This is a genomic window from Pseudoalteromonas sp. GutCa3 (assembly GCF_002836155.1).
Taxonomy (GTDB): Bacteria; Pseudomonadota; Gammaproteobacteria; order Enterobacterales; family Alteromonadaceae; genus Pseudoalteromonas; species Pseudoalteromonas arctica.
The window spans coordinates 14884-40552 of sequence record NZ_PJBK01000100.1; the positions used below are offsets into that span (position 1 = coordinate 14884).

Consider the following 25669-nt stretch of genomic DNA (forward strand, 5'->3'; position numbering starts at 1 on the left):
ATATTTAATTATTATGCGCTAAAGTGGGTTTTTAGCACTAAACACGCTTTTAATTAATCAAGTTCAATTTGATAGTGGTAATGATCGCTACGGCATTTGCTTTGGCGGTATTCAATACGTTTACCTTCGATTGATTCGGTAATGCGTGATACCAACAGCAGTGGATCGCCAGCTTTTATAGCAAGCATTTTGGCATCATCCATTGTAGCAAGTACGGCTTTAATACTGTCTTGGGTTTTGTGTACAGTTTGGTTAAATTTGGTCTGATAGTAATGGTACAATGTATGCGGAATATCACTACTTTGATGTATATCAGGAAAGTAGCTTTGTGGTAGGTATATAGTTTCGCTCATGCAAAATTCGTTATCAAGAATACGCCTACGAACAAGCTTGGTAACTTTGTCTTTTTTATTGAGTTGTAACGCTTCTATTACTTCAACTGGCGCTGCACAAAGCTCAACCGATAGCAGTTCAGCCTTTGGCAAATCGGCACCTTTACCGTCTGCTTGTAACGGAAAAAACCTAAATAAGGCATCTTGCGCAGTATGTTGCGATACAAACGTACCAACGCCTTGGCGACGAGTTACTATTTTATTGTCGGTTAATAAGTTTAGTGCTTTACGAACTGTACCTTGGCTTACGTTAAATTCTTCAGCAAGGCGAAATTCGCTTGGTAATGCTTCGCCAGGTACCCAACGTCTTTCAACAATGAGCTGTTTAATATAATCAGCCACTTGTAAGTAAAGTGGTTGAAAAGCCAAGCTTGGGCCACTTAATTTGTGATCAAACATAGAGTTACTCATTATTATTTACCATTAAATTTAATCCACCTGTAGTTATAGCATAGGTGAAACCTTTTACGCATATTTGCGCTAGCTCAATTAAACGTGAACTACTGCTGTAATGTTTAATAGGCGCAAAATATACATTATGCCTAAAAACAAATCGTTACACTACAATAGCTCACCCTTAGGAAATTAAAAGTGCTCAGTATTTCTTTTGAACTCATTTTGCTTATGGCGCTGTGCCTAAGCCTTGCCACCGTAATGCAAACTCTTAGCGGGTTTGGCTTTGGGTTACTGGTGGTTGCAAGCTTTACGTTGCTTGATGTATTGCCACTTACGGCAACTACATTTTTGGTGAGTTTGCTGGGGTTAGTTAATTCAACAACCGTGGTCGTTAAAAACCGCAGTTCGGTAAAAGTACCCGAGCTAAAACTTATGTTGTATACCGGTATTCCGCTAATGCTGTTAGGTTTTGTGCTACTTGAATATATGTCGTCGCATTTAACACACTATTTAAACTTTGCTTTAGGTGTAAGCATTTTGCTTTGCTGCGCTTTAATGCTGATTGGCCGCGAGCGTACAAATAAACAAAGTAATCCTCGTTCATTTTTAATAGCCGGTGGAGTAAGTGGGTTACTTGGTGGGTTGTTTTCAACCTCAGGGCCGCCGCTTGTGTTTCAGTGTTATAAGCAAAGTTGGTCCATTGAAGCTATTCGCAGTACGTTATTAGCGGTATTTACTATCGGTGGACTAGTACGTGTAGGTATCGCTTTATTTGGTACTTTACCTGGGCTCGACATTATGTTTTTAATTGCAGCGGCTATTCCTTTAGTGTTGCTAGTTACGCATTTTGCTCGTAAATTAACGCCCTACGTTGACGCTAAATGGGTACGTATTATAGCAATTGCATTGCTTGGCCTAAGTGGTGTATCGCTGGTGGCAACATCGGCGCCGGGTATATTTTAAAAATCGCGATGTAAATAATTCATCTTGAGTTTATTTACGTTGACATGGGGATTACAATTATTTAACTTGTGTCTTATACAAGACTAATAATTGGTTAAGGAACTCCCATGAATGCATTTGAATTACGTGAGCCAGACTGGAACGCAATAGAGCCAGCACGCTTAACCGCACAGCCAAAGTTGCAAGGTAATGTGCTGGTTTTGCCCACTCAGTTTGGTGATATTAGCGTAACGATAAGCCAGTTTGGCTTACGTTTAAATGCAGGCACTACGCATGACGAGCAATTTAAAATATTAACCACAACCCCATCAGAATACCCCCTCACACTTAGCAAAAACAATAATGATTACAGAGTAAGTGGTGGCGAATACCGCCTAGAATTTTACAGCGACCCTTTTCATTTCAAACTTTATAAAAACGATGAGCTAGTACAGCAATCAGCAACTGATGGTCACTTTGTACGCCAGCACCGTTTACCGCCACTAGCTAAAACAGATAACGGCTGGATATTAAGCCTAGAGCTTAACTACGACGAAGCCGTGTATGGTCTTGGCGAAAAATGGGGCAAGCTTGATAAACGCGGCCAACTTATTCGTTCATACAACCACGATGCGCTAGGTGTTAACGCCGAAAAGTCTTATAAAAATACCCCGTATGCTTGGAGCCCAGAAGGCTGGAATTTGTTTGTACATACACCCGCACCGGTAACTCATGGCGTAGGTTATGCACTTTGGTCGCAACGTGCATATGTATGTTTAGTTGAAGATGACGCGCTAGATGTATTTTTATATCAAGAACAAACACCTGCCCAAAGCATCAACCGTTACTGCGAGCTAACAGGTTTTGCACCGGTACCACCGCAGTGGAGCTTTGGTGTTATTTTATCAAAAGCGTATTACAAAGATGCTGACGAATTACTTAGTGTTGCCCGCGAAGTGCGCGCTAAAAATATGCCGTGCGACGTAATTACTCTTGATGGCCGTGCATGGCAAGACACCGACACCCGCTTTGCATTTGAATGGGACCCAACACGCTACGCCGACCCAAAACCTGTGCTTGATGAATTAAAAGCGATGGATTTTAAAATTTGTGTGTGGGAATACCCGATGATCTCGGTAAATAACCCATTATTTGCTAAAGCGGCCGAAAACGGTTGGCTAATAAAAGACAAACGCACAGGTAAAGCGTATCAATACGAGTGGGATTTAAGCCCATTTGGCGAAGTACTTACGCCGCTGCCAGAATCGGGTATTTTAGATTTTACGCACCCTGATGCTTACGAATATTGGCTCGAATCGCATAAGCCTTTGTTTGAGCTTGGCGTAGATATGATAAAAGCGGATTTTGGCGAGCAGCTAGAAGACGACAATATGATATCTCACAGTGGTGATAGCGGTATTAGGCTGCACAACGTTTACAGCATGTTGTACAACCGCTGCGTTTTTGAGGCCGCCGAAAAATACTGTAAAACTGGGCCATTTTTGTTTAGCCGTTCAGCATGGACGGGCAGCCAACGTTTTCCTGCACAGTGGGGCGGCGACCCGCAAGCCGATTGGCAGGGTTTAGCGGCAAGCATTCGTGGCAGTTTAGCGTGGGGTATGTCGGGTGGGCCATTTTTTGCAACTGACATTGGTGGTTTTTACAAAGACACCCGCGACGCAGAACTTTACGTGCGCTGGGCACAAGCGTCGGTATTTAGCGCACATATGCGCTTACACGGTATTGGTCCTCGCGAACCGTGGTCTTACACCGAGCAAGCAAGTGATGCGGTATTTGCAGCACTTAAATTACGCTACCAGTTAATTCCGTACTTACAAACATGTGCAGAGCAAGCGCAGCAAACAGGCTTGCCGATTCAGCGTGCCATGGTATTGGCATTTCCTGATGATGTACTGGCACATAGTTTTGATCAGCAATTTATGTGCGGTGAAAAATTACTGGTTGTGCCGTGTGTAGTACCAAACGGTAAAGTTAAGTTTTATTTACCGCAAGGCAATTGGATTCGCTTCCCCGATAAACAAATTTACGAAGGGAGTAAGTACTACGAGCACACACTCGCACTTGAAGAAATGGCAGTATTTGTACGCGAAGGCGACAGCCTAATGCTTGGCCCAGAGGTTCAACACACAGAACAAGACATGAGCCAATTAACAGCATGGCCTAAATAAAACTCGGCTTAATAAAAAACACACACAACACATATACAACACACAATAATAAAGATATTAGCTTACTTTTTACCGAGTAAAGTAAGCTAAAAGGGGCGCAAGATGGAAGGTATGAACATTACCATGACACTGCTATCGTGCTTGGCGTTTATGGCGCTGGTGGGATATATCTCGTACCAAAAAACCAAAGGGGAAGTTAACACCCAAGATGGCTACTTTTTAGCAGGTCGTGGGTTAACAGGTACATTTATAGCAGGGTCGATGATCCTCACTAACTTATCGGCCGAGCAACTAATTGGCCTTAATGGCTCAGCTTATGGTTACAACCTAAGCTCAATGGCGTGGGAAGTAACCGCAGGGATCTCAACCATTATTATGGCGTTGATCTTTTTGCCTCGTTATTTAGCGGGCGCGTTTTCTACCTTACCTGAATTTTTACGGGATCGTTTTGACGATACCGTACGACGCATGACGGTGATCTTATTTATGGTAGGGTATTGTTTTATAACGATCCCTTCTGTTTTGTACTCAGGATCAATTGCCGTACTTAGACTTTTTGATGTACCCACCTTATTAAATATGAGCTACCAAGCAAGCCTAATTGTGACCATTATTACAGTGGGTTCAGTTGGGGCTATTTATGCTGTATTTGGTGGTTTAAAGGCGGTTGCGGTATCAGATACCATTAACGGTGTTGGGTTATTAATTATTGGTATTTTAGTGCCAACACTGGGCTTAATTGCATTGGGTGATGGTAGTTTTTCAGAAGGGTTAAGCACCCTAGTAAACACCGACACAGAAAAGCTCAATGCTATTGGTAGTAGCGATGATCCCGTGCCATTTGGCACTATTTTTACAGGGATGATCTTAGCTAATTTGTTTTATTGGGGCACTAATCAGTATGTGATCCAGCGTACATTGGGCGCTAAAAACTTAGTTGAAGGTCAAAAAGGGGTGTTGTTTTCAGGGTACTTTAAAGTGCTAGTACCGTTTATGATGATGCTCCCAGGCGTTATTGCTTACCATCTTTATAAACACGAAAGCCTGCCAACTATCGACTTAGCTTACCCACATTTGGTAAAAGAAGTACTTCCACAGTATTTATCTGGCTTCTTTTTGGCCGTATTGCTAGGTGCTGTATTTAGCTCATTTAATTCATTGCTCAACAGCGCGGCGACCTTATTTTGCTTAGATGTTTATAAGCCAATGAAAAAAAATAAGGTAACAGACAGCCAACTTATAAAAGTAGCCAAAATTACCAGTATTGTTATTGCCATATTGTCGTTTATAACTGCGCCATTATTGATGTTTGCACCTGAAGGTTTATGGCACATTATTCGTGTGTTTACAGGCTTCTACAACATTCCGGTCATCACAATTGTATTGGTTGGTTTGTTTACTCGAAAAGTGCCTGCACTAGGCGCTAAAGTCGCGATTATATTCCATATTATTGCCTACACCTTGCTTAAATTTGTATGGGATGTAGACATTAACTTTATTCATATTTACGCCATTTTGTTCTTAATTGAATTAGCAATAATGCTGGGTATTGGTTACTACAAACCACTTAAAACACCATGGCAATTTACACGCAAAGCCGAGGTAGACCTTAATCCTTGGAAATACGCATTACCTTGCGCAATTGTATTAGTAGGCTTGATTGTTAGCTTGTATATATTGTTTTCGCCGCTCGGATTAGTGGGTGGAACCAGTGTGTACTTTGTACCAAGTTTAGTTGCTGTTTGGTCTACTGTTTTAGTGCTTAGCTGGTGGAGTGTACGTCGTTGGCAGGTTCGTTACGAAAATAGCTTAGCGCGTATTGGGGCTAAAAACGCCGCATAACGTGCGACCATATTCTACACACCAAATTTAAATCACATTTAATTCACATAATGTTTGCATTAGTAAGATAGTTTGTTTAAATTTAAAGCTCTTATATAAGACATAAGAGCTTTAAGGAAAGTATCACACACTGACACCGCTTTTTAGCAACTCACACAATTGCTAGCGCGGTACCACACAGCACACGCACAATATGGAGAATGACATGAGAGCTAAAAAGTCCGTCTTAAGCTTGGCAGTCACGTTAGCAATGACAACCGGTTTAGCGCTTAGCGCGCAGGTACATGCACAGCAAGAGCAAACCGAACAAGAACAACAAAAAACAGAAACAGCTAAAAACGATACATTTGAAAAAATAGTCGTTACTTCACAAAAAAGAACGCAAAGTTTAAACGAAGTACCTGTTGCGGTATCGGTGCTTAATAGCGATCAAATTAATTCAGCTTTTGCTAATAACATGGAAGGCTTACAGTCACTTGTTCCTTCGGTTAGCTTTAGAAAAGGCACCACAACACGTAACTCAGCGCTAACAGTGCGCGGTATTGGTACTATTTCATTTAGTATTGCTGCCGAACCAAGTGTGGCAACTGTTGTTGATGGCGTGGTACTTGGCCGCTCGGGTCAAGCATTTGCCGATTTATACGACGTAGACCGCATTGAAGTATTACGCGGGCCACAAGGTACGTTATTTGGCAAAAACGCCTCAGCAGGTGTGGTAAATATTACCACTAAAGATCCGTCGTACGACACAACCGGCAGCGTAGAAACCTCGTTTTATCAAGATAACGAATACCGTTTTAAAGGTGTTATAAGCGGCGGTTTAACCGACGATTTAGCCGCTAGCTTAACAGTATTTAAAGGCAAGTTTGACGGTTACATTGATAACGTTTACAACAACGAAAAAGTAAACGGTTATGACCGCGAAGGTGCACGTGCTGTATTTAAATACGAGCCAGAGGACGACTTAAGCGTAAAATTTATAGCTGAGTTTTATAACGCAGATGACGACTGTTGTGCCGACTTAGAAGCTCTGCCAAGTGGTCGTAATCCTGATTCAAAAGCAGCGCCAAACAGTAACGGCATTGTGGATGGTGTAGCCGATATTGACCTAGACCAGCGCAAAGTTGACCATGACTACGAGTCGCGCACAATTGACGAACATAGCGCATTTTCGGTGCAAGTTGATAAAACAATTGGCGACTATACGTATACTTCAATTACTGCACAGCGTTCATGGGATAACACAGAATACCGCGAAGGCGACTTTACCTCTATTGCTGGCGACAGCAGTGAGCCGGTATTTGGCGCGCCGTTTCAGTTACATGATATTGGTGCACAGCAATGGGATCAGTTTTCACAAGAGTTTAGAGTTACATCAAACCTAGCTGGGCCATTTAACTATGTTGCCGGCTTATTTTACTGGAACATGGACTCACAACGTAACTTTACCCGCGATGCAAGTTGTCAAAATAATGGTGGCCAGCTTGATAGCGCAATGGCTTTTTACGCGCAAAATAACTTATCGGGCGCTGAGCTTGATACAGCACTTGCTGACTTAGAAGGTTACACACAAGGCCTAGGTGTTAGCTGTAACGCAAACGATATTGTATCGGCCACTGCTTTTATGAGCACAGAATTTAATAACTGGGCAGCCTTTGCCGATGGTACCTACGATTTATCTGAAGATTTACGCGTTTTATTTGGTATTCGTTACACCGACGATGAAGTGTCTTACACGCATCGCCGTGTAAGTAATGATGTATATGGCCGCACCGGTGTAGGCGTGCGCCCAGCAACACTTAATACAGATGATGAAGGCAAAGCCGAAGAAACCAACGTATCGGGTCGTTTAGGTATGCAATACGATTTAGGCGATGGCCAAATGGTATACGGTACTTACTCGCAAGGTTACAAAGGCCCTGGTTTTAATATTTATTATAACTTTAATCCAGATAACGACAGCCGCGAAATAGCACCTGAAGAGTCAGACGCTTATGAAATAGGCTACAAATACGCAAGCCGCGAATTTGTATTTAACATGGCTCTTTTCAGAACCGAAATTGAAGGCTTTCAAGCTAACAACTTTGACTGTTCAGACGGCACCTGTATTACCCGCTTAACCAATGCGGGCGATGTAAGCACACAAGGTGTTGAAGTTGACTTTATGTGGGCTGCAACAGAGTCGCTAACGCTTACCGGTGGTGTTGCTTACATTAAAGCTGAAATTGACGAGTTTAATTGTCCGGCAGAGGTAGCCGCTGGCTCGTGTACTGACCGCTCAGGTTTAGATGTACCATTTTCGCCAGATCTTAAATACTCACTAACGGCTGATTACTTTATTGAAACCGACCATGGTTTTAACGTACACATAAACAGCTCATACATTTACACCGATGAGCAATACTCAGACCTACCAGACAACGTAGGTGAATTTAACCCAGCTGCTTTATTACCAGATTACGGTATTTTAAACGCAAGTGTGGGTTTATCGTTTAAAGATGACGCGTTTAGAGTATCGCTTATTGCTAAAAACTTAACCGACGAAAGCTACGTAACTACCTACAGTGGCGATAACTTCCGTTACCAAATACCGCGCGATGCAGAGCGCTACTTTGGGGTATCGTTTAAAGCACGTTTTTAATATTTAAATAACTCCCTCAATAATTTCCCTTAGAAGCGCAACCTTTAACACGTTGCGCTTTTTTTATGACTTATTTTTGTAATAGTTTAGTCATCTTACTTTCATCAAAATTACCTTTATTAGTCACATCTGTTTTCTATAGTGCAGCGGTTGATCTTTTTTGTGTTTACACATTTCAAAAAATAACCACTAAACAATGGGAATTACGGATGAAAATTAAAAAAGTCGCTGCGGCAATCGCGCTAATGTTAACGTTTAGCGCAGTTAGCCATGCTGATGTACTACCGCAAAGCCAAAAAGACAGCAGCTGGTATAGCGCTGCGCAAACTAAACTAACAACAAAAACAGCACAAGCGCAGGCTACACAAGCCACTAAAGCTAAAAACGTCATTTTATTTGTGGGCGATGGCATGGGTATATCTACACTTACCGCCGCGCGCATTTTACAAGGGCAGCGTAATAACCAATCTGGCGAAGAAGGTTATTTAAGTTTTGAAGAGTTCCCATACTCTGCACAAGTTAAAACGTATAACGTAGATGCTCAAACTCCTGATTCAGCAGGCACGATGACGGCTATTATTTCGGGTGTAAAAACCGATGTGGGCGTTATTGGTGTAGATGAAGATATTGAACGCGGCGTGTGTTCAACAGTGGCAGGTAACGAGCTAATAACCGCAACCGAATTGGCTGAAATTAAAGGGCTATCTACCGGTATTATTTCTACAGCACGTATTACTCATGCAACTCCTGCTGCCACATATGCTAAATCGGCTGACCGTAACTGGGAAGACGTATCAGATATGCCAGAAGATGCCGTAACGGGTGGCTGTGAAGACATTGCATCGCAACTGGTTAACTTTGAAAAAAACCTAGAAGCACGATTTGTAGGGACCGACGTAGACGGTCTTGATTTTGTAATGGGTGGCGGTCGTCGTCACTTTTTACCAAAAGACGAAACAGCTAACTCAACAGATGCAGTAAGTGCTATAGAAGGCGACCGTACTGACGAGCGCAACTTAGTGACTGAGTGGCAAACACAATACCCAGATGCCATGTACGTAATGGATCAAACGGGCTTTGATGCAATAGCAGACGACGCCACTAAAGTATTTGGTTTATTTAACGAATCCCACATGCAATACGAAGCTGACCGCGCAAACGATGTAGCGGGCGAGCCTTCACTTACCGATATGACCACTAAAGCAATTGAAGTGCTTGGTAAAAACGATAATGGATTTTTCTTAACGGTTGAGTCGGGTCGAATTGACCACGCGCATCACGCGGGTAATGCATACAACGCGCTTAACGACACCATTGAGTTTGCTAAAGCCGTGCAAGCAGCGGTAGATAACACCAACCCAGAAGAAACCCTTATTTTAGTAACCGCCGATCACAGCCATGTATTTACTATTGCAGGCTACCCTAAGCGTGGTAATCCAATTTTAGGTCAAGTAGTTGCAGTAGGCGAAACAACACCAAGCCTAGCCGCCGACGATATGCCGTACACCACGGTAGGTTACGCAAATGGCTTAGGTTTTAGAAATCTAGGCAGTGAGACCGATGCTGATGCAAGTTACACAAGTGCTGCTGTTGCAGGGCGTGTTGAGCTAAATGGCGTTGATACAACAACCCCAGGTTTTCACCAAGAAGCAACTGTACCAATGGGCTCAGAAACACACGCAGGTGAAGACATATCTTTACATGCTAAAGGTCCTGGTGCTCAGCTAGCACAAGGCGTAATTGAACAAAACGTTGTATTTCATTTAATTAATCAAGCTCTTGAACTAACTCAGCAATAATGGCGGCTAACATGAACAAATTAACGGTACTTTCTTTGGCAGTAATGGTCGCGCTAGCAGGTTGCTCGAGTGACGATAACAAAAATGAAAACAATATTATCGCAGTAGATAACGCTATTGCAGTGGGCTCTGAGCAGTGTATTAATGGCGGTGTAGAGACGCAAGTAGGCGCAGATACCAATAATAACGACGTGCTAGATAGCGACGAAGTTAACTCAACTAATTTAGTGTGTAATGCACCCGCAACGTCGCTAACAAGCGAGCAGTTAGCCTCGCTCACTAGTAATACGTGGTTTAGTGAAGCACAAACAAAATTAGGTGCTGCACAAACAGCCAGTAGCAACATTGTTACAGAATCAGGCAAGGCTAAAAACGTAATTTTATTTGTTGGCGATGGTATGGGTATTTCTACCATAACCGCAGCACGTATTTTAGCGGGTCAGTTAGAGGGTGAAATGGGTGAAGATCACCAGTTAAGCTTTGAAACTATGCCTTTTTCGGGCTTTGTAAAAACATACAACGTAGATGCGCAAACGCCAGATTCGGCAGGCACTATGACCGCAATGGCATCGGGCGTTAAAACCGATGCGGGCGTTATTGGTATTGATGAAGCGGTTGAACGTGGTAATTGTGCATCAGGCAAAGGGCACGAACTTGTTACCTCATTAGAGCTTGCTGAAATTGCAGGCAAAGCAACAGGGATTATTTCTACAGCGCGTATTACTCACGCAACACCAGCTGCAACGTATGCTAAATCGGCAGAGCGTAACTGGGAAGATATCTCCGATATGCCAGAAAGTGCCGCAACGTGTGAAGACATTGCATCGCAACTGGTTAACTTTGAAGCCAACCTAGAAGCACGCTTTAGTGGTGTTGATGTAGACGGTATTGACGTAGTAATGGGCGGCGGTCGTCGTCACTTTTTACCAAAAGATGCCGCGTTTAATTCAGCCGATGCAGTAAGTGCAGTTGAAGGGGATCGTACAGATAACCGCGACTTAACCGCAGAGTGGAAAACGCAATATCCAAATGGCACTTACGTAATGGATCAAACCGGTTTTGATGCAATAAGTGACGACGCCACTAAAGTGTTTGGCTTATTTAACGAGTCCCACATGCAGTACGAAGCTGACCGCGCAAACGATGTTGCAGGCGAACCTTCGCTTTCGCAAATGACCGAAAAAGCAATAAACGTACTTGATAACAACGAGCAAGGTTTTTTCTTAACGGTTGAGTCGGGTCGAATTGACCACGCGCATCATGCGGGTAACGCTTATAACGCGTTAAACGACACAATTGAGCTTGCCAAAGCCGTTAAAGTGGCGATGGAAAACACCAACCCAGAAGAAACATTAATAGTTGTAACTGCCGATCACAGCCATGTATTTACCATTGCTGGTTACCCTAAACGCGGTAACCCAATTTTAGGTAAAGTGGTTGCAGTAGGCGCTACTGAGCCAAGCTTAGCTGCCGACGATATGCCTTACACAACGGTTGGTTACACCAATGGTGGTGGCTTTAGAAACCTAGGTAGCGAGACCGATGCCGATGCAGGTTACGCGTTTGCACCTGTTACAGGGCGTGTTGATTTAACAGATGTTGATACAACAACACCTGGTTTTCATCAAGAAGCGCTGGTACCAATGGGCTCAGAAACACATGCCGGTGAAGACGTAGGCGTTTATGCAATGGGGCCAGGTGCACACTTGGTAACAGGCACAAACGAGCAAAGCTTTTTATTCCATGTAATGGACTTTGCCGCTGACTTTGTAAAAACAGCAGACGAAAAACTAGCGCAATAAATACCGGCTAGTTATAAATTTAGTTAAATATATCTAAATAAAAAACCCCGCCTACTTTGCGGGGTTTTTGTCATTAAACTGACATTTATAATCGTTATGTTATTGCCATAAACTTGAAATATAAATAAGAGATAGCTAAATGAAAAAAGCGTTATTAATAATTGCCACGCTTGTAAGTACAAGTAGCTTTGCCTCGCAATGTGATATTGATGCCAAGCATTTAAAAGCGGATTATAAAATTACCAACAGCCATAAAGCGCAGCAAAGTAGCGAGTCACTTACCCTTTGGCGAAACGATCAGCAAGTAGCGCATCAAAGTGAAGTAATAACCGAGCTTTGGCAGCACTTAGCCAATAATCAAATACGACCAATACGTTACTTTAACGCCCAGCAACGCGGGATTGAATACCAACCATCTGAAGTACGCGGCGTACAAAATTGGAGTGCTAAAAGTCAGCTGGTGGATAACCACTTAATAAAAAAAATGACCTTAGTAAGCACACAAGGCAAAGGCTGCGGTGAAGTAAAAAACTATACACTGAGCGAAAATGGCAACGACTTTAACCTCGCCTTTTTTACGCATTCAAAATTAGTTAAAACATTTAGTATTAGTAATAAAAAAAGCCAAACAAGTACCTTGCTAAGCCTTAATAATGTAAACACTGATGTGCCATTAATTGCCGCTCAATTTGCACAGTGGGATCGCTTTCAAACCACCGATTACGCCGACATTGGCGATAACGAAGGTGACCCGTTTTTAGCTAAAATGATAAACCTAGGTTTTATAGAGCACGGCGCAACTGGCTTTTATAATCAGCAGGGCGAGGCTATTCAAGGCGGACATCACCACTAGGTTTTTAAATGTTGTAGTTCATAGCTAAAAATGACAGGCGGCTATGAGCTACAAGCTAGTATTCAAAAGTAGATTAATTTAAGCCATTCCCACCCAAGTAATACAACAAACGCTTTCCTATTTTTATAAAACACACACTATCAGCCGCATAATATTTATAGTTGGTAATAATTTACACTATTTGATATTAATAGAAGTCCTCATCATAGGGACATTGATACGATAAAATTAGGAAAAATGTCCCTTGGTAATATATCAACTAACATCGTGATCATTGGGGCTACAATGAAGCAAGCGGATCAAATTATAGAGCTATTACAAGACACATCATTCCCTCAGGTTGTATTACTTGATGGAGCATGGGGGAGTGGTAAAACACACTTTATTAAGCACTATTTAAGAGCAAAAATTGAAGAGCTATTTGGTCAAAAAGTCTATTTTTTCTCTCTTTATGGTATTTCAAGTATCGATGACTTTAGAGATAAAATCATCTCATTATCGCTGACTGACAAAGAAGAGGCTTCTGTATTCGCAAAGTATTTCTCTAAAGCCATTGATGGAGCAGCACAGAACCTTGGGGAAAGAGGGATTGGTGCTGTATTAAGTGGGGCTGCGGGAGCATATAAATACAAACTATATGGTGAGCTTGATGATTGTATATTGATTTTAGATGATTTGGAGCGTGTTGCTGATGAAAAGCTAATTAAAAATATTTTAGGTGAGAGTTTAAGTTTAGCTGAGTCAAAAAATATAAAAGTAGTTGTTGTTGCAAATGAGGACAAACTTAATTGTAAAAACGATATTGAAAAAGTATTTGCGGATAAATATAAATTTAGCTTTACACATGAGGAGGTGGTTTCAATCCTTAAAGTAGAATATGAAAATCTTGATGATCAATTAGCTAACGAGCTTCTTTTAAATATTACTGCAATAAACTCTAAAAATATTAGAGTTTTAAAAAGAGCTTTATCAAAGTTTACACGTATTCAAAGAGAAGTATCTGAAATAAAAAATGTTGTGCTTGACCAAGCACTGTCGAGAATTTTAAGTGATATAGTAAGAATTTGTTGTGCGAAGTTTGAACATTCCTTCTCTAAAGAAAAAATTATCGATGCAATTGATTCGAGAATTATAAGGCAAATAAAAAAAAGTAATGACGAAGCAGAAATTGAAGGTTATAAAAAATTAGATGCAATATTTGAAGGCGCGATTAATGGATCGAATCAGAAGTTATTAAGTTACTGTTGTGATGGGCTTTATGAATTTTCCAACTTAGAAGTTGAACTAAATTTACCAATGAGACAGACGCTCCTAGATGCTATGCAATCTATATGGGTTCAAAACCAATTATCAGAAAGTGATTTTAAACAGGGAGTTCAATTACTAGAAGAGTACATCTTCTCTAAAAATGATATAGATATTTACAAGTGGTTTAGCACTTGTGATATATACATATATATGCAGACTAACAAAGTGATCGAATCGACAACGTATACGAAAGCTACCCTGTTAAGATTATGTGATGATATTGACGTTAATCAATTTAAAATTACAGCAGTAGAGGATGATTTTGATCAAAGAAGGCGTATTAGTTTTTACAATGAAGAGGTTGATAAAAGATTTAACTTGAAGAAAGCAGAGTTAGAAACTTTAAAGGCTAGTAATAAAAACTCGGAATTTTCTCAAAAATTTCAAGCATCATGGGCTAGTGTAAAAAATGAGGCTCACCAAAATTTGATGCACACGCCATTTTTTCAAAATCTTAATGTAAATATTGTCAAAGCAGCTCTTCAGACTTGGTCTAACGAGGAGGTTTTTCAGTTCGTAAGATTCATTAATGAGAGATACCGCTTTAGTAATATTGACGATTTTTTTCAGCCAGAATTAGAAGCTTTAAAAACAATATCTTCAATGGTGGGCTCTTTATTAAAAGAGATTGGTTTTGGACTAAAAGTAGCTAGTCTGAGTGAGCTTCATGAAAAGTTACTTGAAGCTCACTCTAAAATGGAACTAAATATTTCAAAAAAAGAGCAAATAGCTGGACAGTGAGCTATTCAATCAGATGAACAATAATCGTCTTTTTCTACTACTAGATTATTTTATTCGTTATTGCCTCTCAACGAGGCAATATCATAGTTTACTAATCGCCTAAACTACTCCAAATGAGCATCATCAGGTTTTTTAGGTTTACTCGCTACTTCTGTTAAGCCGTCTTCGCAATCGCCGCTGTCGCAGGTATTTAAATCGCTTTGTGCTTGTTTATCTTGTTGCAGCACTTGTTTTAAATCTTCCATACGTTGGCGAACTGCTACGCCGTAGCTGGCGTCGTCTCCCCATAATGCAGCAAGTTGCAGTACTGCAGCGCGGTCGTGGTCTCTAAATAGCTTACCAGCGCGCTCGGCATCTTCTTTATTGTTACCTAACAGCTCGAGTGCTTCTACGGCAAGGTTAATAGCTGAGTCGACGGTTTCGCGGTTAAACGCATCTACTTTTAAATTAAGTAACTGATACGCATGGCGGCGGTCGATTGCGCGAGCAACTATTTTTAGCTGCGGGTAGTTTTTATGCGCGAGCTTAATTATCTCAATGGTTTTATCGGGGTTATCAATTGCAATTACCAGCATTTGCGCGGTGTGCGCGCCTGCGGCTTCAAGGAGTTCTTGGCGTGCGGCATCGCCATAAAATACGGTGTTACCAAAACGGCGTAGTAATTCTATTTGGCTAGGGCTGTGATCAAGTACGGTAATTTCGTAGCCTTGCGCGTGCAGTAAACGCCCCATAATTTGACCAAAACGCCCGTAGCCCGCAATAATTACGTGCTTAGCGGTGCTAATTTGCTCTGGCTTATCAAACTCAGGCAGAGCGCTGCTGCTGCGTTTTTGTATTTGTTCATAAACCATAAGTAATAACGGCGCTATTAGCATTGATACCGCCACAACTAAGGTAACAAGGCTGGTTTGCTCGGGCGTTAAAATACTTAAGGTGGTGGTTACGCTTAAAAGTACAAAGGCAAACTCACCCCCTTGGGCAAGTGCTAAGGCAAATAGTAACTGCTGTTTACTGTTAATTTTAAAGGTAACGGCAAGGGCAAATAAAATGCAGGCTTTAACCACAATGAGTAAAACTACTAAGCCAATAACAGTACTAAACTCGTTAAATAGCAGTTCAAAGTTAATTGAAGCGCCAACAGTTATAAAAAACAATCCTAAAAGTAAGCCTTTAAAGGGTTCTATATCGGCTTCTAATTCGTGTCTAAATTCACTCTCGGCAAGTACAACGCCGGCTAAAAAAGTTCCCAATGCAGGCGATAAACCAATACTTTGCATAACTAGCGCAATAGCGACCACTAAAAACAGTGCAAAAATAGTAAATATTTCACGCATGTGCGTTTGGGCAATGTATCTAAATAACGGGGCCGATACATATTTACCACCGGCAATAATAGCGGCAATAACCGCGACCGATACACATACTTGTTGCCATACAGGCCAGCTTGCAATAATCGAATCGCTGATTTCTTTTGTGCTAGTTTGCGGGGCAAATGCAAGCAGTGGCAATAGGGCTAAAATAGGGATAATTGCGATGTCTTGAAACAGCAATACCGAAAAAGCGTTTTGTCCGGCTTCTTGTTTTAGCCAGCCTTTTTCTTCAAGGCTTTGCAACACAATAGCCGTAGAGGAGAGCGCGAGCATTAAACCAATGGCGAGTGCGGTTTGCCAATGCATGGCAAAAAACCAATAACAAAATGCAAATATAGCCGCTGCCGATAACACAACCTGTAAGCCGCCAAGCCCTAAAATAGAGTGACGTAATGTCCATAAACGCGAAGGTTGTAGCTCAAGGCCCACTAAAAACAGCATCATTACTACGCCAAATTCAGCGAAGTGCATTACATCGGTTTGATCGCCCACAACACCCAGCGCATAAGGGCCAATGAGTATGCCGGCAATTAAATAACCTAATACTGAGCCAAGTCCGACTCGTTTTGCAATAGGGACAGCTACTATGGCTGCTGCTAAGTAAATTAAAGCAATTTCTAACACGCGTTTATCCTAATAACATCAAGGCTTTTAGAATGGCTTAGCTGCTTATAAAATACAATGGATTATATGGCTCAAAGTTGCTTATTTATCAGTAGTTATAACACTAATGGTTATAACTACTGGGCTAAAAATAGCACTTTATGTTGAAGGGCTTATTTGGAGGGCTAAATATTACAAATACTTATAATTGCTGAGCTTGGTTGGCCTGAATCAGAATGGTAAATAGTAATGTTTGAGCTGATTGTATTTTCAACGCTTGTTTCAATTACTGTTACTTCAAACTCTGCTGATGCAGGTAGGTCGATATCTAATTCGCTATCGAGGTAAGTACTTCCGCTTTTTTGCAAAGTAAGTGGTTTTGTTTGATCAAAGCTAAATTGAAAGCTATCTGACGCTAAAAGTGTATCTACCATGTTAAAGCGTAGGTTAACGGTGTCGGGGCCTGAAAACTCAGCACACACAAATACCGAAACCTCAACAGCTTGTAAAACGGGCATGCTATTTTGGCCTATATCCACAGTAAAGTTGCTTTGCGTAATTGCTACAGAGTTGTATTCCCCAGCTGCAATCCTTTGATCTGCTGTTGTTATCGTTATTTTTTCACCTTGCGCTAAATTAACCTCTTCATCAAAAAAGCCATTTGTGTTGGTGCTGTATTGCTGTCCATTAATTGTTAGCTGTGCATTGCTTATAGCCGCTTTTTGCACATTAGTGAGTTGCCCTTTAATGCGACCGGTAAGTTGTGCAGAGTTGGTTACTGTAATTGAAAATTGCACACTTTTTGAAAATCCATCAGCATCAGTTGCGACAACGGTTAACGTGTAACTACCTGTCATATCGGCGATAAATTCGGTAATACTTTGGTTTGTATTGCTTAAACTGGTGCTCGAGCCAGAAGGCGCTGATAGTGTCCAGGCGTAATCGAGAGTGGTTCCCTCAGGGTCGTAACTTTGGCTTACATCAAATTTAACTGCATTGCCCACTACATCGTAGCGTGATTGCTCCCCCGTGAAGCTAATTACTGGCAGTGCGTTTTGTATTACATCAATTGTTAGGGTTTTTGTGTCAGAGAACTGCACGCCATCGTTAGTGCGTAACGAAATAACAACTTGTCCCTCTACTGATGCGCTAAACGTTGGTTTTGATATTGTATTACTGCTAAGCGTTGCTTGGCCTTGCGACGAAATGATTTCCCATTGGTAGCTTAGTGGCTGGCCCTCTGGATCGTAACTAGTTGAGGCATCAAGTAAAACTTTTTCATCAACCGTTATGGAGGTTGCATAAGTTACCAAAGTAATAGGCTTTTTATTGCTACTGGCGTGCAGTACTGAGGTTGCTTGGTTTGAGCTTAATTGCCCATCAGACACTGTAAGCACTACAACGTAGTCGCCTTCTTTATCGGCAACAATAGAGGGCGTTGCTGATGTACTGTTAGTCAGTTGCGATGCACTATTTACAGGCTTGGCTTGTAACTGCCAGTTATAGCTCAGCGCATCTCCGTCTGGGTCGCTGCATTGTTGGCACTGCAAAGTGGTTGATTCGTTTAACGTAATATCACGTTCGGATTCAAGTGTTGCAACTGGGGCTTTATTACTTGTGGTAACAGTTAAAGTAACGGATGCGGTATCACTTTCGTTTTGTTGATCGGTAACGGTGAGTGAAAGCGTGTAATCTCCAGCTGTTGACGCTGAAAATCCAGCGGTATGATTTTGCATGTTTGAAAGAGCCGGCGTGCTGCCCTCGGGTTTTGATGTAATTGCCCAGGCATAACTAAGCGTATCGTTTTTATCGGGATCAGTACTTTGGTTACCATAAAGCGTAACAACTTCATTTGGGGCAATTGTATTACTTTCTACGTTTATAACCGCTTGTGGCGATGAGTTAGAGTTAAGCGATTCACTTTTTATGAGTACGACAGTGCTTGCTGTATCACCTTGTGAATCAGTAACGGTAAGCTCAACTTTAAACTCGCCTATTTCGTCTGCAACAAACTGGCTTTTAACTTGAGTCGCATTTTCAAGCGTTGCATTACTTGCTACAGGCTTAGTAATAAATTGCCATTTGTATTGATTAATGGCGCCGCTGGTTGTGCTACTTTGCGCGCCATTTAAAAGCACAACATCACCTTGCTTAACGGTTTGTGTGCTACCTGCGTTAGCAATTAGTTGGGTATTTGCAGTAACGGTGAATTGTTTTTGTGCAGGTGTGCTTGAAAGCTTGCCGTTACTCACGGTTAATACTAATTGGTATTCTTGTGCTTCAGATACCGAAAACTCAACGGTACTTTCATTATTAACCGTAATCGGTATTTCTACTTGTTCGTTTTTGCTGGTTAATTGCCATTGATAGGTGAGAGTATCGCCATCGGGGTCGCTACTTTGTGCTGCGCTAAAAACGAGGGTGGTATTTACTTTAAACCCCGATTGTTCGGTGGTAATAACCGCAATAGGTTTTGTGTTAGTGCTGACCGGTTTAGCTACTGTTTTAGAGTCTGATCCTCCAGAGCCACATGCTACGAGGGTGAATAAAGCAGTAATTAAAATTAATAACTTCCATTTCATAATATCAATATCCTTTTAAAAAGTTGAATATTAATATGTACCCAAATTAGCTATTAAGCAAAAAAATAAATCAAATAAGTACTTTTGTATTATTTGGGGGAATAGTTAACGCGAAACAGTGCTACTTTTGAATCATTTATTCATTGAGAGGAGTGTTTTATGCCCTGATTGATAGGGCATAAAGTATATTAAAGGGCAATTGAATAACGGTTAAATAGAGTTAGTCAGCTACTTTTACTGAACCGCTAATATTATCGATACTTACATCGCCCGAGCCCGACTCCGTAATAGTCAGCTCCTTTGCATGATTAACGCGAATATCACCCGAACCGTCTTCAATTGTTACGCTTGAACCAATATGCTCAATAAGCAGGTCGCCAGAGTTATCATCAACATTAACAGCACCGCTTATATGGCTTATTACTATATCACCCGATCCATCTTCAACGTTTAGCGAACCGCTTATGTTGCTCACGTGCATTTCACCCGAACCATCGTCAATAGTTGCATTGCCGGTTACGTTGTTTATATGAATACTGCCAGAGCCGTCGGTTAATTCTAAATTACCTGCGATGTTTTCAAAGTTTACTTCACCTGAGCCATCGTCAACAGTTAGGTTTTTAGCACCGCTTATTGTTAAATTTCCTGAGCCGTCTTTTACATCAATATTGCTTTGCATAGCATTTATTAAAATGTCGCCAGAGCCATCATCAATATCTAAATTTAGATTACTTGGCACAGTGACCACTAAATTAATACTTGGAGATTGGCCACTGTAAAAGCTAATACCATTACGGCTTTTATTTTGGGCAACAAGCTTTGCCTGTCTACCGTCTTGCTCGAGCGTTAGCTCGTATTCGTCTTCAATGTCGGCTGTGTAAATAGTGGCATCAACACTAATGCTGGTGGCAGTCTCCGAGCCTTTTATTTCAAGGCTACCTGCACCGCTTAACACATTTAAGTATTTTAGATTATTGCTTGGCAGTGATAGCTGTTGAGTTTGCTTTACTGAGGCAACGCTTGGCGATATATGAAATACACAGCCACTTAATAATAAAATGCCGCCAATAAGTGAAAGTGGTTTTGCAATGCTTAATTGTGTTGATGAGCTCATGTTTAGTCCTTTGTATTTTTGTTTGTATTTATATAAACAATATAGAGCAAAAATGAGGCCGAAATGTAAGCTGTTGTTTTATATGGGGTGGTGGTTTTTTATGAAAGTTGAAATACTAATAAGTGGTTAAAATAACTAACTATTAATAAAAAAGGATGCGCGATGCATCCTTTGTTTAATTTAGAAACTTTAACTGTGGTATTAATGTGCTCTGAAGTAGCTTATTTGTTGCTTAATTTTTTCAGCTAATGTCATTAGTTCACTTGCCGAATTTACAGTGCTTTGCGTGCGAGACTCACCCTCTTTAGCGAGCTGGCTTATAGAGTGTAGGTTTTGAGTGATTTCTGCAGCAACGGTGCTTTGTTGATCTGTTGCCTCAGCTATATTATTTGATGAGCGAGTTAGATCACCAATACTTTGAGTGATTAAGTTAAGTTGCTCTCCTGTTTTTTCGCCCTCTTCAGCTGATTTAATACCCAACTGACGGCTTTGTTCCATTTGTTTAGTTGCGGCGGTAACTTGTATTTGTAGCTGTTCAATTGTTTGGCTAATTTCTAAAATTGATTTTTGAGTGCGCTGCGCTAATGTTCTAACTTCATCGGCTACAACTGCAAACCCTCTACCTTGTTCGCCAGCTCTTGCCGCTTCTATTGCTGCATTAAGTGCTAGTAAGTTTGTTTGCTCAGCAATCCCATTAATTACTTCGGTTACTTTACTTATTTCGTTACTCGCGGTGTTTACTTTTTCTACAGAGTTATGGCTATCATTTAACTGTTGGCTTAGTTGCATTAAGTCATTAACAACTTGGGTTAATTGTGTTCGACCTAATTGAGCTTCTGCATCAACTTGTTGGGTTCGTTGAGCGCCTTCATTTGCGTTATTGGCTACATCTTTAATGGATACTGACATTTCTTCGATGGCGGTGGCTATTAGATCTGTTTGCCCCATCATTGCATGTGCTTCTTTGCCGTTAGTGAGTGCAATTTTTTTGGAGATGCCCGCTTGCTTTTCCAGCTCAACTACAGAGTTTTGTAAGGCGAGTATTAGCTTTTTGAGTTCAACCGACATGCTGCTTACACTCGCGGTAATTTGGTCTATTTCATTTTCACTATTTGTGTTGGTATTTACAAAATGTTGTGACAAATCACCTTTGCCTAATGCATCAACGCTACGTGTTAACTGTCTTAATGGTTTAAGTGTTTTTACTAGCACCCAAAAAAGTAAAATTGAGATAGCAAGGATCCCCCCAACAGACGTTATGCTGTTAACTACCATTAGTTTTATGCTTTCTTCAGTGAGTTCGCTTTCTTTTACACGACCAAGTAAGGTCCAATCCCACCCAGGTACCGTTTTACTGTAAGCAAACATCGGGGTGTTATTTTCACTATTGTATTTTAATGACAGACCTTTTTTAATTGCCTCTAGATTAAGCCCATCAAGTGCTTTGGAGTTCACTTTTGAGTCAACTGCGGCCTCTTTACCTGCTATAACTACATCATTTGTATTTCTGAAAACAAATAAGTTACCGCTTTCTTCAATTACTATTTTATTAACAGACTCTCTCAGCGATGCCAGTGCATCGTTTATATTAAAACCTATGTATAAAATACCAATTACTTGGTTTTGTTTATTTTTAATTGGTTGGTAAACAGTCATATACTCGTTGCCGAATAATTTAGCGTAACCTTCATAGCTTTGACCGTTCATAAGAGGCTGATAGCCTGGGTGTTTTTTTCCTAGGTATGTGCCAATAGCGCGTTGCCCATCACTCTTTTTTAAAGAGGTAGTAATACGAAAAAAATCATCCCCATCTCGCATAAATACCGTGGCGTTACCTCCGGTTAATTTAGCGTAATTTTCAACAATATCGATATTGTTATTAACCTGTTCACCATCATGTAAAAGAATAGGAACCATAGTATCTACGACCATTACTTTTTGATCGCTTTTTTTAAATTCACCAGGGTACATACCTTTAAATACGGTCGCATTGCGTTTTGCTATTGCAAGTAGGCTGTCGTATTGGAGTTCTAAAAGATCTGAAATAGCGGTTATTTCAGACTTAATCGCAGTTTCACTTTTTTCAGAAAGTGTATTAGCCGAGATTAAATAGGTAGATAGCCCCACTAAACTAAAAATACATAACGTTAAAGTGAATGCTAGGGCACCAATTTGTTTTGATATTGACCAGTTTTTATAGCTCATACTTCACTCCAAAGAAAGACGGTATTTATGCGTACTTAGTTTAATTATAGGCGTTTTAAGTTGTTTTTTGATGACTTACTAGCAACTAACTTAACCTGATAATCAATTTATCATATAAAAAAAATTTAATAATAATAAAAAGTTAGCAATTTATGTTGAAGGTGTTATTGCTGAATTTATTTGATTATAGCTAGGATGGTTATTTTTATTACTATTTTTTAAATATAAAAAATCCGATATGGCATGCCATATCGGATTTTAATTTAACTCATTAAATTTAAATTTAAATTAAAAGCTGTAAGTAATATTACCGTATAAGAAACGTCCGTCTAATCCGTAAGGCGCATACGGTGTGTACGGGAATATTTGGCCAAAGTCAGAGTAACCAATGTTATCCACGGTGGCTTGTGGGTACTGATCGAACAAGTTGTTTGCACCAACGGCAAATTTCCAATATTCGTCTGGACGGTATGCCACTTCTAGGTCGGTGATCCACTTAGGGTCTAGGTATTCATCGCGGTCAGCTGTAGTTGATATATCAGCGACTTCACCATAACGTGTGGCACGAAGCGTTGTTTGCCATTCGTTAAAGTTCCATACTGCTGATAGGTTCCATTTGCTATCTGGCGTGCCTTCTTCAAAGCGACCTACTTCACGACGTGCAAACACTACATAGTCGTCACCTAGTGAGTTAAGCTGTGCTGGGTTGTCGTTTACGTGCGTTACTTCGGTATCGTTAAAGTTAGCAGCTACGTTTAGGCGTAAATCACCTAAGTTGTCTAAATCTAAGTTATAAGTGGCAACGATATCTACACCTTGCGTGCGTGAGTCGATAGCGTTGGTAAAGTAACGTACGCTTTCGGTATTTAGCTCACCGGCATTTTGTAGTATTTCAACAACTGCATCGCCTTCTAAGTTTTCAGACAATACAATACGGTCATCAATATCAATACGGTACGCATCAACAGTTAAGCTAAAGCTGCCTTGAGTGTAAATAAAGCCCGCAGTAACGTTTACTGACTCTTCAGCATCTAACGGCTGTGCACCTAGCGCTTGCGCTGCTGCAGAATCAGTTGGGAATAGACCAACTTCAAATGGTTGGTTGTTTTCAAGTACGGTTGATATTTGGCGGTACGAGCTTTGCGCTAAAGATGGCGCACGGAAACCTGTGCTAATTGCACCGCGCAGCGATAGGTTTTCAGTAATGCTGTAACGCGAAGCAAGCTTAGAAGTAAATGTGTCACCAAAGTCGCTGTAATCTTCATAACGACCCGCTAAAACGACGTTCCACTTTTCTGTTAAGTAGGTATCAAACTCAACAAATAAAGCGATGTTATGACGGCTTTCGTCAGTCGCACTTTCTGGTCCAAAACCAGCAAGTACTTGCGCGCCACCGGCTGCAATTGGGTTACCGTCGCTATCAAGTGCGGTGATGTAAGACGCTTCTTCGCCTTCTTCTATTTTGTAGCTTTCATGGCGGTATTCAGTACCTACGGTAAAAAATACGTCATCAGGTAAGCCTAAATCCAGTGTGGTATTGGCCGTTGCGTTTACTAAAAACTGATCGTAAACCAATGCACCGTTGTCAAATTCGGTTGGGCTGTCGGCACCTAGTGATGTGTTAATACTATTTACAACACCGAAACCAAAGTCGTTGCGGCCGTAGTTGGTACTTACATCCCATGTCCAGTCGTTAGTTTCGCCTTGTAAGCCCAGTGCAAATGAGTAGTCTTGTACGTCAGTTTCAATTTGCGGCAAAAAGCCATCTGGGTACACTTCTAAAACGTTACGGCTGTCTTTTGCTCGGCGGTAAAAACCACCTGAATTACCTTCACGCTTTGAGTAGCTACCAAATGAATAAAGGTTTAAGCCGTTATTTAAATCGTAACCCATGTTGTAAAACAACGCGTAATCTTCAAGGTCGGCTTTACCAAAACGGTGGTTGTAACGATCGATAGTAAATTCGCGTGGGTCTAGGCTGCCATCATCAAGGCGGCTGTATTGTTCGCGTGGGTCAAAGCCTGAGCGTTGAGTTGAGTCGTTATCACGGTATTCAATTGATACGTTTACAAAGCCGTTATCAGATAACGCAAAACCAGAGTTTGCGCTAACAGTGCGTGTCGCACCGTCGTTTACTTCTCTGTCGCCACCGGTATTAAAGGCTAAGTCGCCGTTTGCGTCTGCATAGGTGCTTTCTAGCTGAGATACACCAGCCATTTGAGTATCGTATTTACCGTACGTTACGCTTACGCTACCGCCTTCTGAGGCATCTTTAAGTACAATGTTAATTACCCCAGCAATTGCATCAGAACCGTACTGTGCGGCTGCGCCATCACGTAGTACTTCAACACGTTTAATTGCAGAGGTTGGGATCATGTTCAAATCAACAGCTGTAGAGCCTCGGCCAACAACACCTGCTAAGTTTAATAGCGCACCGGCATGGCGGCGCTTACCGTTTATAAGTACTAATGTGTGATCGGGTGCTAATCCACGTAAAACAGCTGGTTTTGCATGGTCAGTACCATCACCCATAGTGGCACTTGGGTAGTTAAAGCTAGGTACTTGGTTTGCTAGTATTTGGCTTATTTCTAGCTGACCCGTACTTTGCATATCACCGCTGGTAATAATGTCTACGGGTACCGTACTTTCGGCAATACTGCGTAAGCTTCTGCGAGTACCGGTAACCGAAATTACTTCGATATTCTTTTCTGCTTGATTATCTTGCTCTGCGGCAACGGCCATAGAGTAAGGTGTGCTAAGTGCAGTGGTAACGGCCAAGCTAAGTGCTAGTTTATTTGCAGATAAACGCTTAAAAGTCATTAATTGTTCCCCAAGAGCTGCTAGTCGAAAAGGAGCGCATCATATAGAAGCGACTACCCTAGTGCAAAGA

14 protein-coding genes are annotated in these 25669 nt (G+C 41.2%); 8 read left to right on the forward strand and 6 right to left on the reverse strand.

Annotation, left to right across the window (positions count from 1 at the left end; translation table 11 throughout):
- Nucleotides 1-53 precede the first annotated feature (53 nt).
- A complete protein-coding gene (locus CXF64_RS17535) occupies nt 54-803 on the reverse strand; it encodes a GntR family transcriptional regulator (protein ID WP_024589596.1) in 750 nt (249 codons plus the stop codon).
- A gap of 180 nt (nt 804-983) precedes the next feature.
- Between CXF64_RS17535 and CXF64_RS17540 the strand changes: the two genes are divergently transcribed.
- From CXF64_RS17540 to CXF64_RS17575, 8 genes are all read left to right on the forward strand, one after another.
- Nucleotides 984-1751: a sulfite exporter TauE/SafE family protein gene (locus CXF64_RS17540; protein ID WP_232783811.1), complete on the forward strand. Its 768-nt coding sequence runs from the start codon at nt 984-986 to the stop codon at nt 1749-1751.
- Between the two features lie 107 nt (nt 1752-1858).
- The gene (locus CXF64_RS17545; protein ID WP_101217639.1) at nt 1859-3919 is read left to right on the forward strand and encodes a glycoside hydrolase family 31 protein; all 2061 of its coding nucleotides are present in this window, start codon (nt 1859-1861) and stop codon (nt 3917-3919) included.
- Nucleotides 3920-4021: 102 nt separating this feature from the next.
- Nucleotides 4022-5761, forward strand: coding sequence for a solute:sodium symporter family transporter (locus CXF64_RS17550; RefSeq protein ID WP_198551149.1), 1740 nt, complete (start codon nt 4022-4024; stop codon nt 5759-5761).
- 205 nt (nt 5762-5966) lie between these two features.
- Nucleotides 5967-8402 carry a TonB-dependent receptor gene (locus CXF64_RS17555; protein ID WP_101217640.1) on the forward strand — a complete coding sequence of 812 codons (2436 nt, stop codon included), beginning with the start codon at nt 5967-5969 and terminating at the stop codon, nt 8400-8402.
- Nucleotides 8403-8611: 209 nt separating this feature from the next.
- Complete coding sequence (locus CXF64_RS17560) at nt 8612-10201, forward strand: alkaline phosphatase (RefSeq protein ID WP_101217641.1); 1590 nt, start codon at nt 8612-8614, stop codon at nt 10199-10201.
- A gap of 11 nt (nt 10202-10212) precedes the next feature.
- Complete coding sequence (locus CXF64_RS17565) at nt 10213-12003, forward strand: alkaline phosphatase (protein ID WP_007580435.1); 1791 nt, start codon at nt 10213-10215, stop codon at nt 12001-12003.
- A 139-nt stretch (nt 12004-12142) separates the two neighbouring features.
- Nucleotides 12143-12856: a hypothetical protein gene (locus CXF64_RS17570; RefSeq protein WP_101217642.1), complete on the forward strand. Its 714-nt coding sequence runs from the start codon at nt 12143-12145 to the stop codon at nt 12854-12856.
- A 285-nt stretch (nt 12857-13141) separates the two neighbouring features.
- Entirely contained in the window at nt 13142-14905 is a 1764-nt protein-coding gene (locus CXF64_RS17575) for a P-loop NTPase fold protein (protein ID WP_101217688.1), read from the forward strand.
- 104 nt (nt 14906-15009) lie between these two features.
- Here CXF64_RS17575 and CXF64_RS17580 read toward each other — a convergent pair whose 3' ends face one another.
- The 5 genes from CXF64_RS17580 to CXF64_RS17600 all read right to left on the reverse strand — a co-directional run bounded on the left by CXF64_RS17580 (nt 15010) and on the right by CXF64_RS17600 (nt 25599).
- Nucleotides 15010-16899, reverse strand: coding sequence for a monovalent cation:proton antiporter-2 (CPA2) family protein (locus CXF64_RS17580; protein WP_101217643.1), 1890 nt, complete (start codon nt 16897-16899; stop codon nt 15010-15012).
- A gap of 164 nt (nt 16900-17063) precedes the next feature.
- Nucleotides 17064-19460 carry a PKD domain-containing protein gene (locus tag CXF64_RS17585; RefSeq protein ID WP_101217644.1) on the reverse strand — a complete coding sequence of 799 codons (2397 nt, stop codon included), beginning with the start codon at nt 19458-19460 and terminating at the stop codon, nt 17064-17066.
- A gap of 220 nt (nt 19461-19680) precedes the next feature.
- Nucleotides 19681-20574, reverse strand: coding sequence for a DUF4097 family beta strand repeat protein (locus tag CXF64_RS17590; protein ID WP_101217645.1), 894 nt, complete (start codon nt 20572-20574; stop codon nt 19681-19683).
- A 201-nt stretch (nt 20575-20775) separates the two neighbouring features.
- Nucleotides 20776-22779, reverse strand: coding sequence for a methyl-accepting chemotaxis protein (locus CXF64_RS17595; RefSeq protein ID WP_024607257.1), 2004 nt, complete (start codon nt 22777-22779; stop codon nt 20776-20778).
- Nucleotides 22780-23067: 288 nt separating this feature from the next.
- Nucleotides 23068-25599, reverse strand: a complete 2532-nt coding sequence (locus tag CXF64_RS17600; protein ID WP_101217646.1) for a TonB-dependent receptor plug domain-containing protein — start codon at nt 25597-25599, stop codon at nt 23068-23070.
- Nucleotides 25600-25669 lie beyond the last annotated feature (70 nt).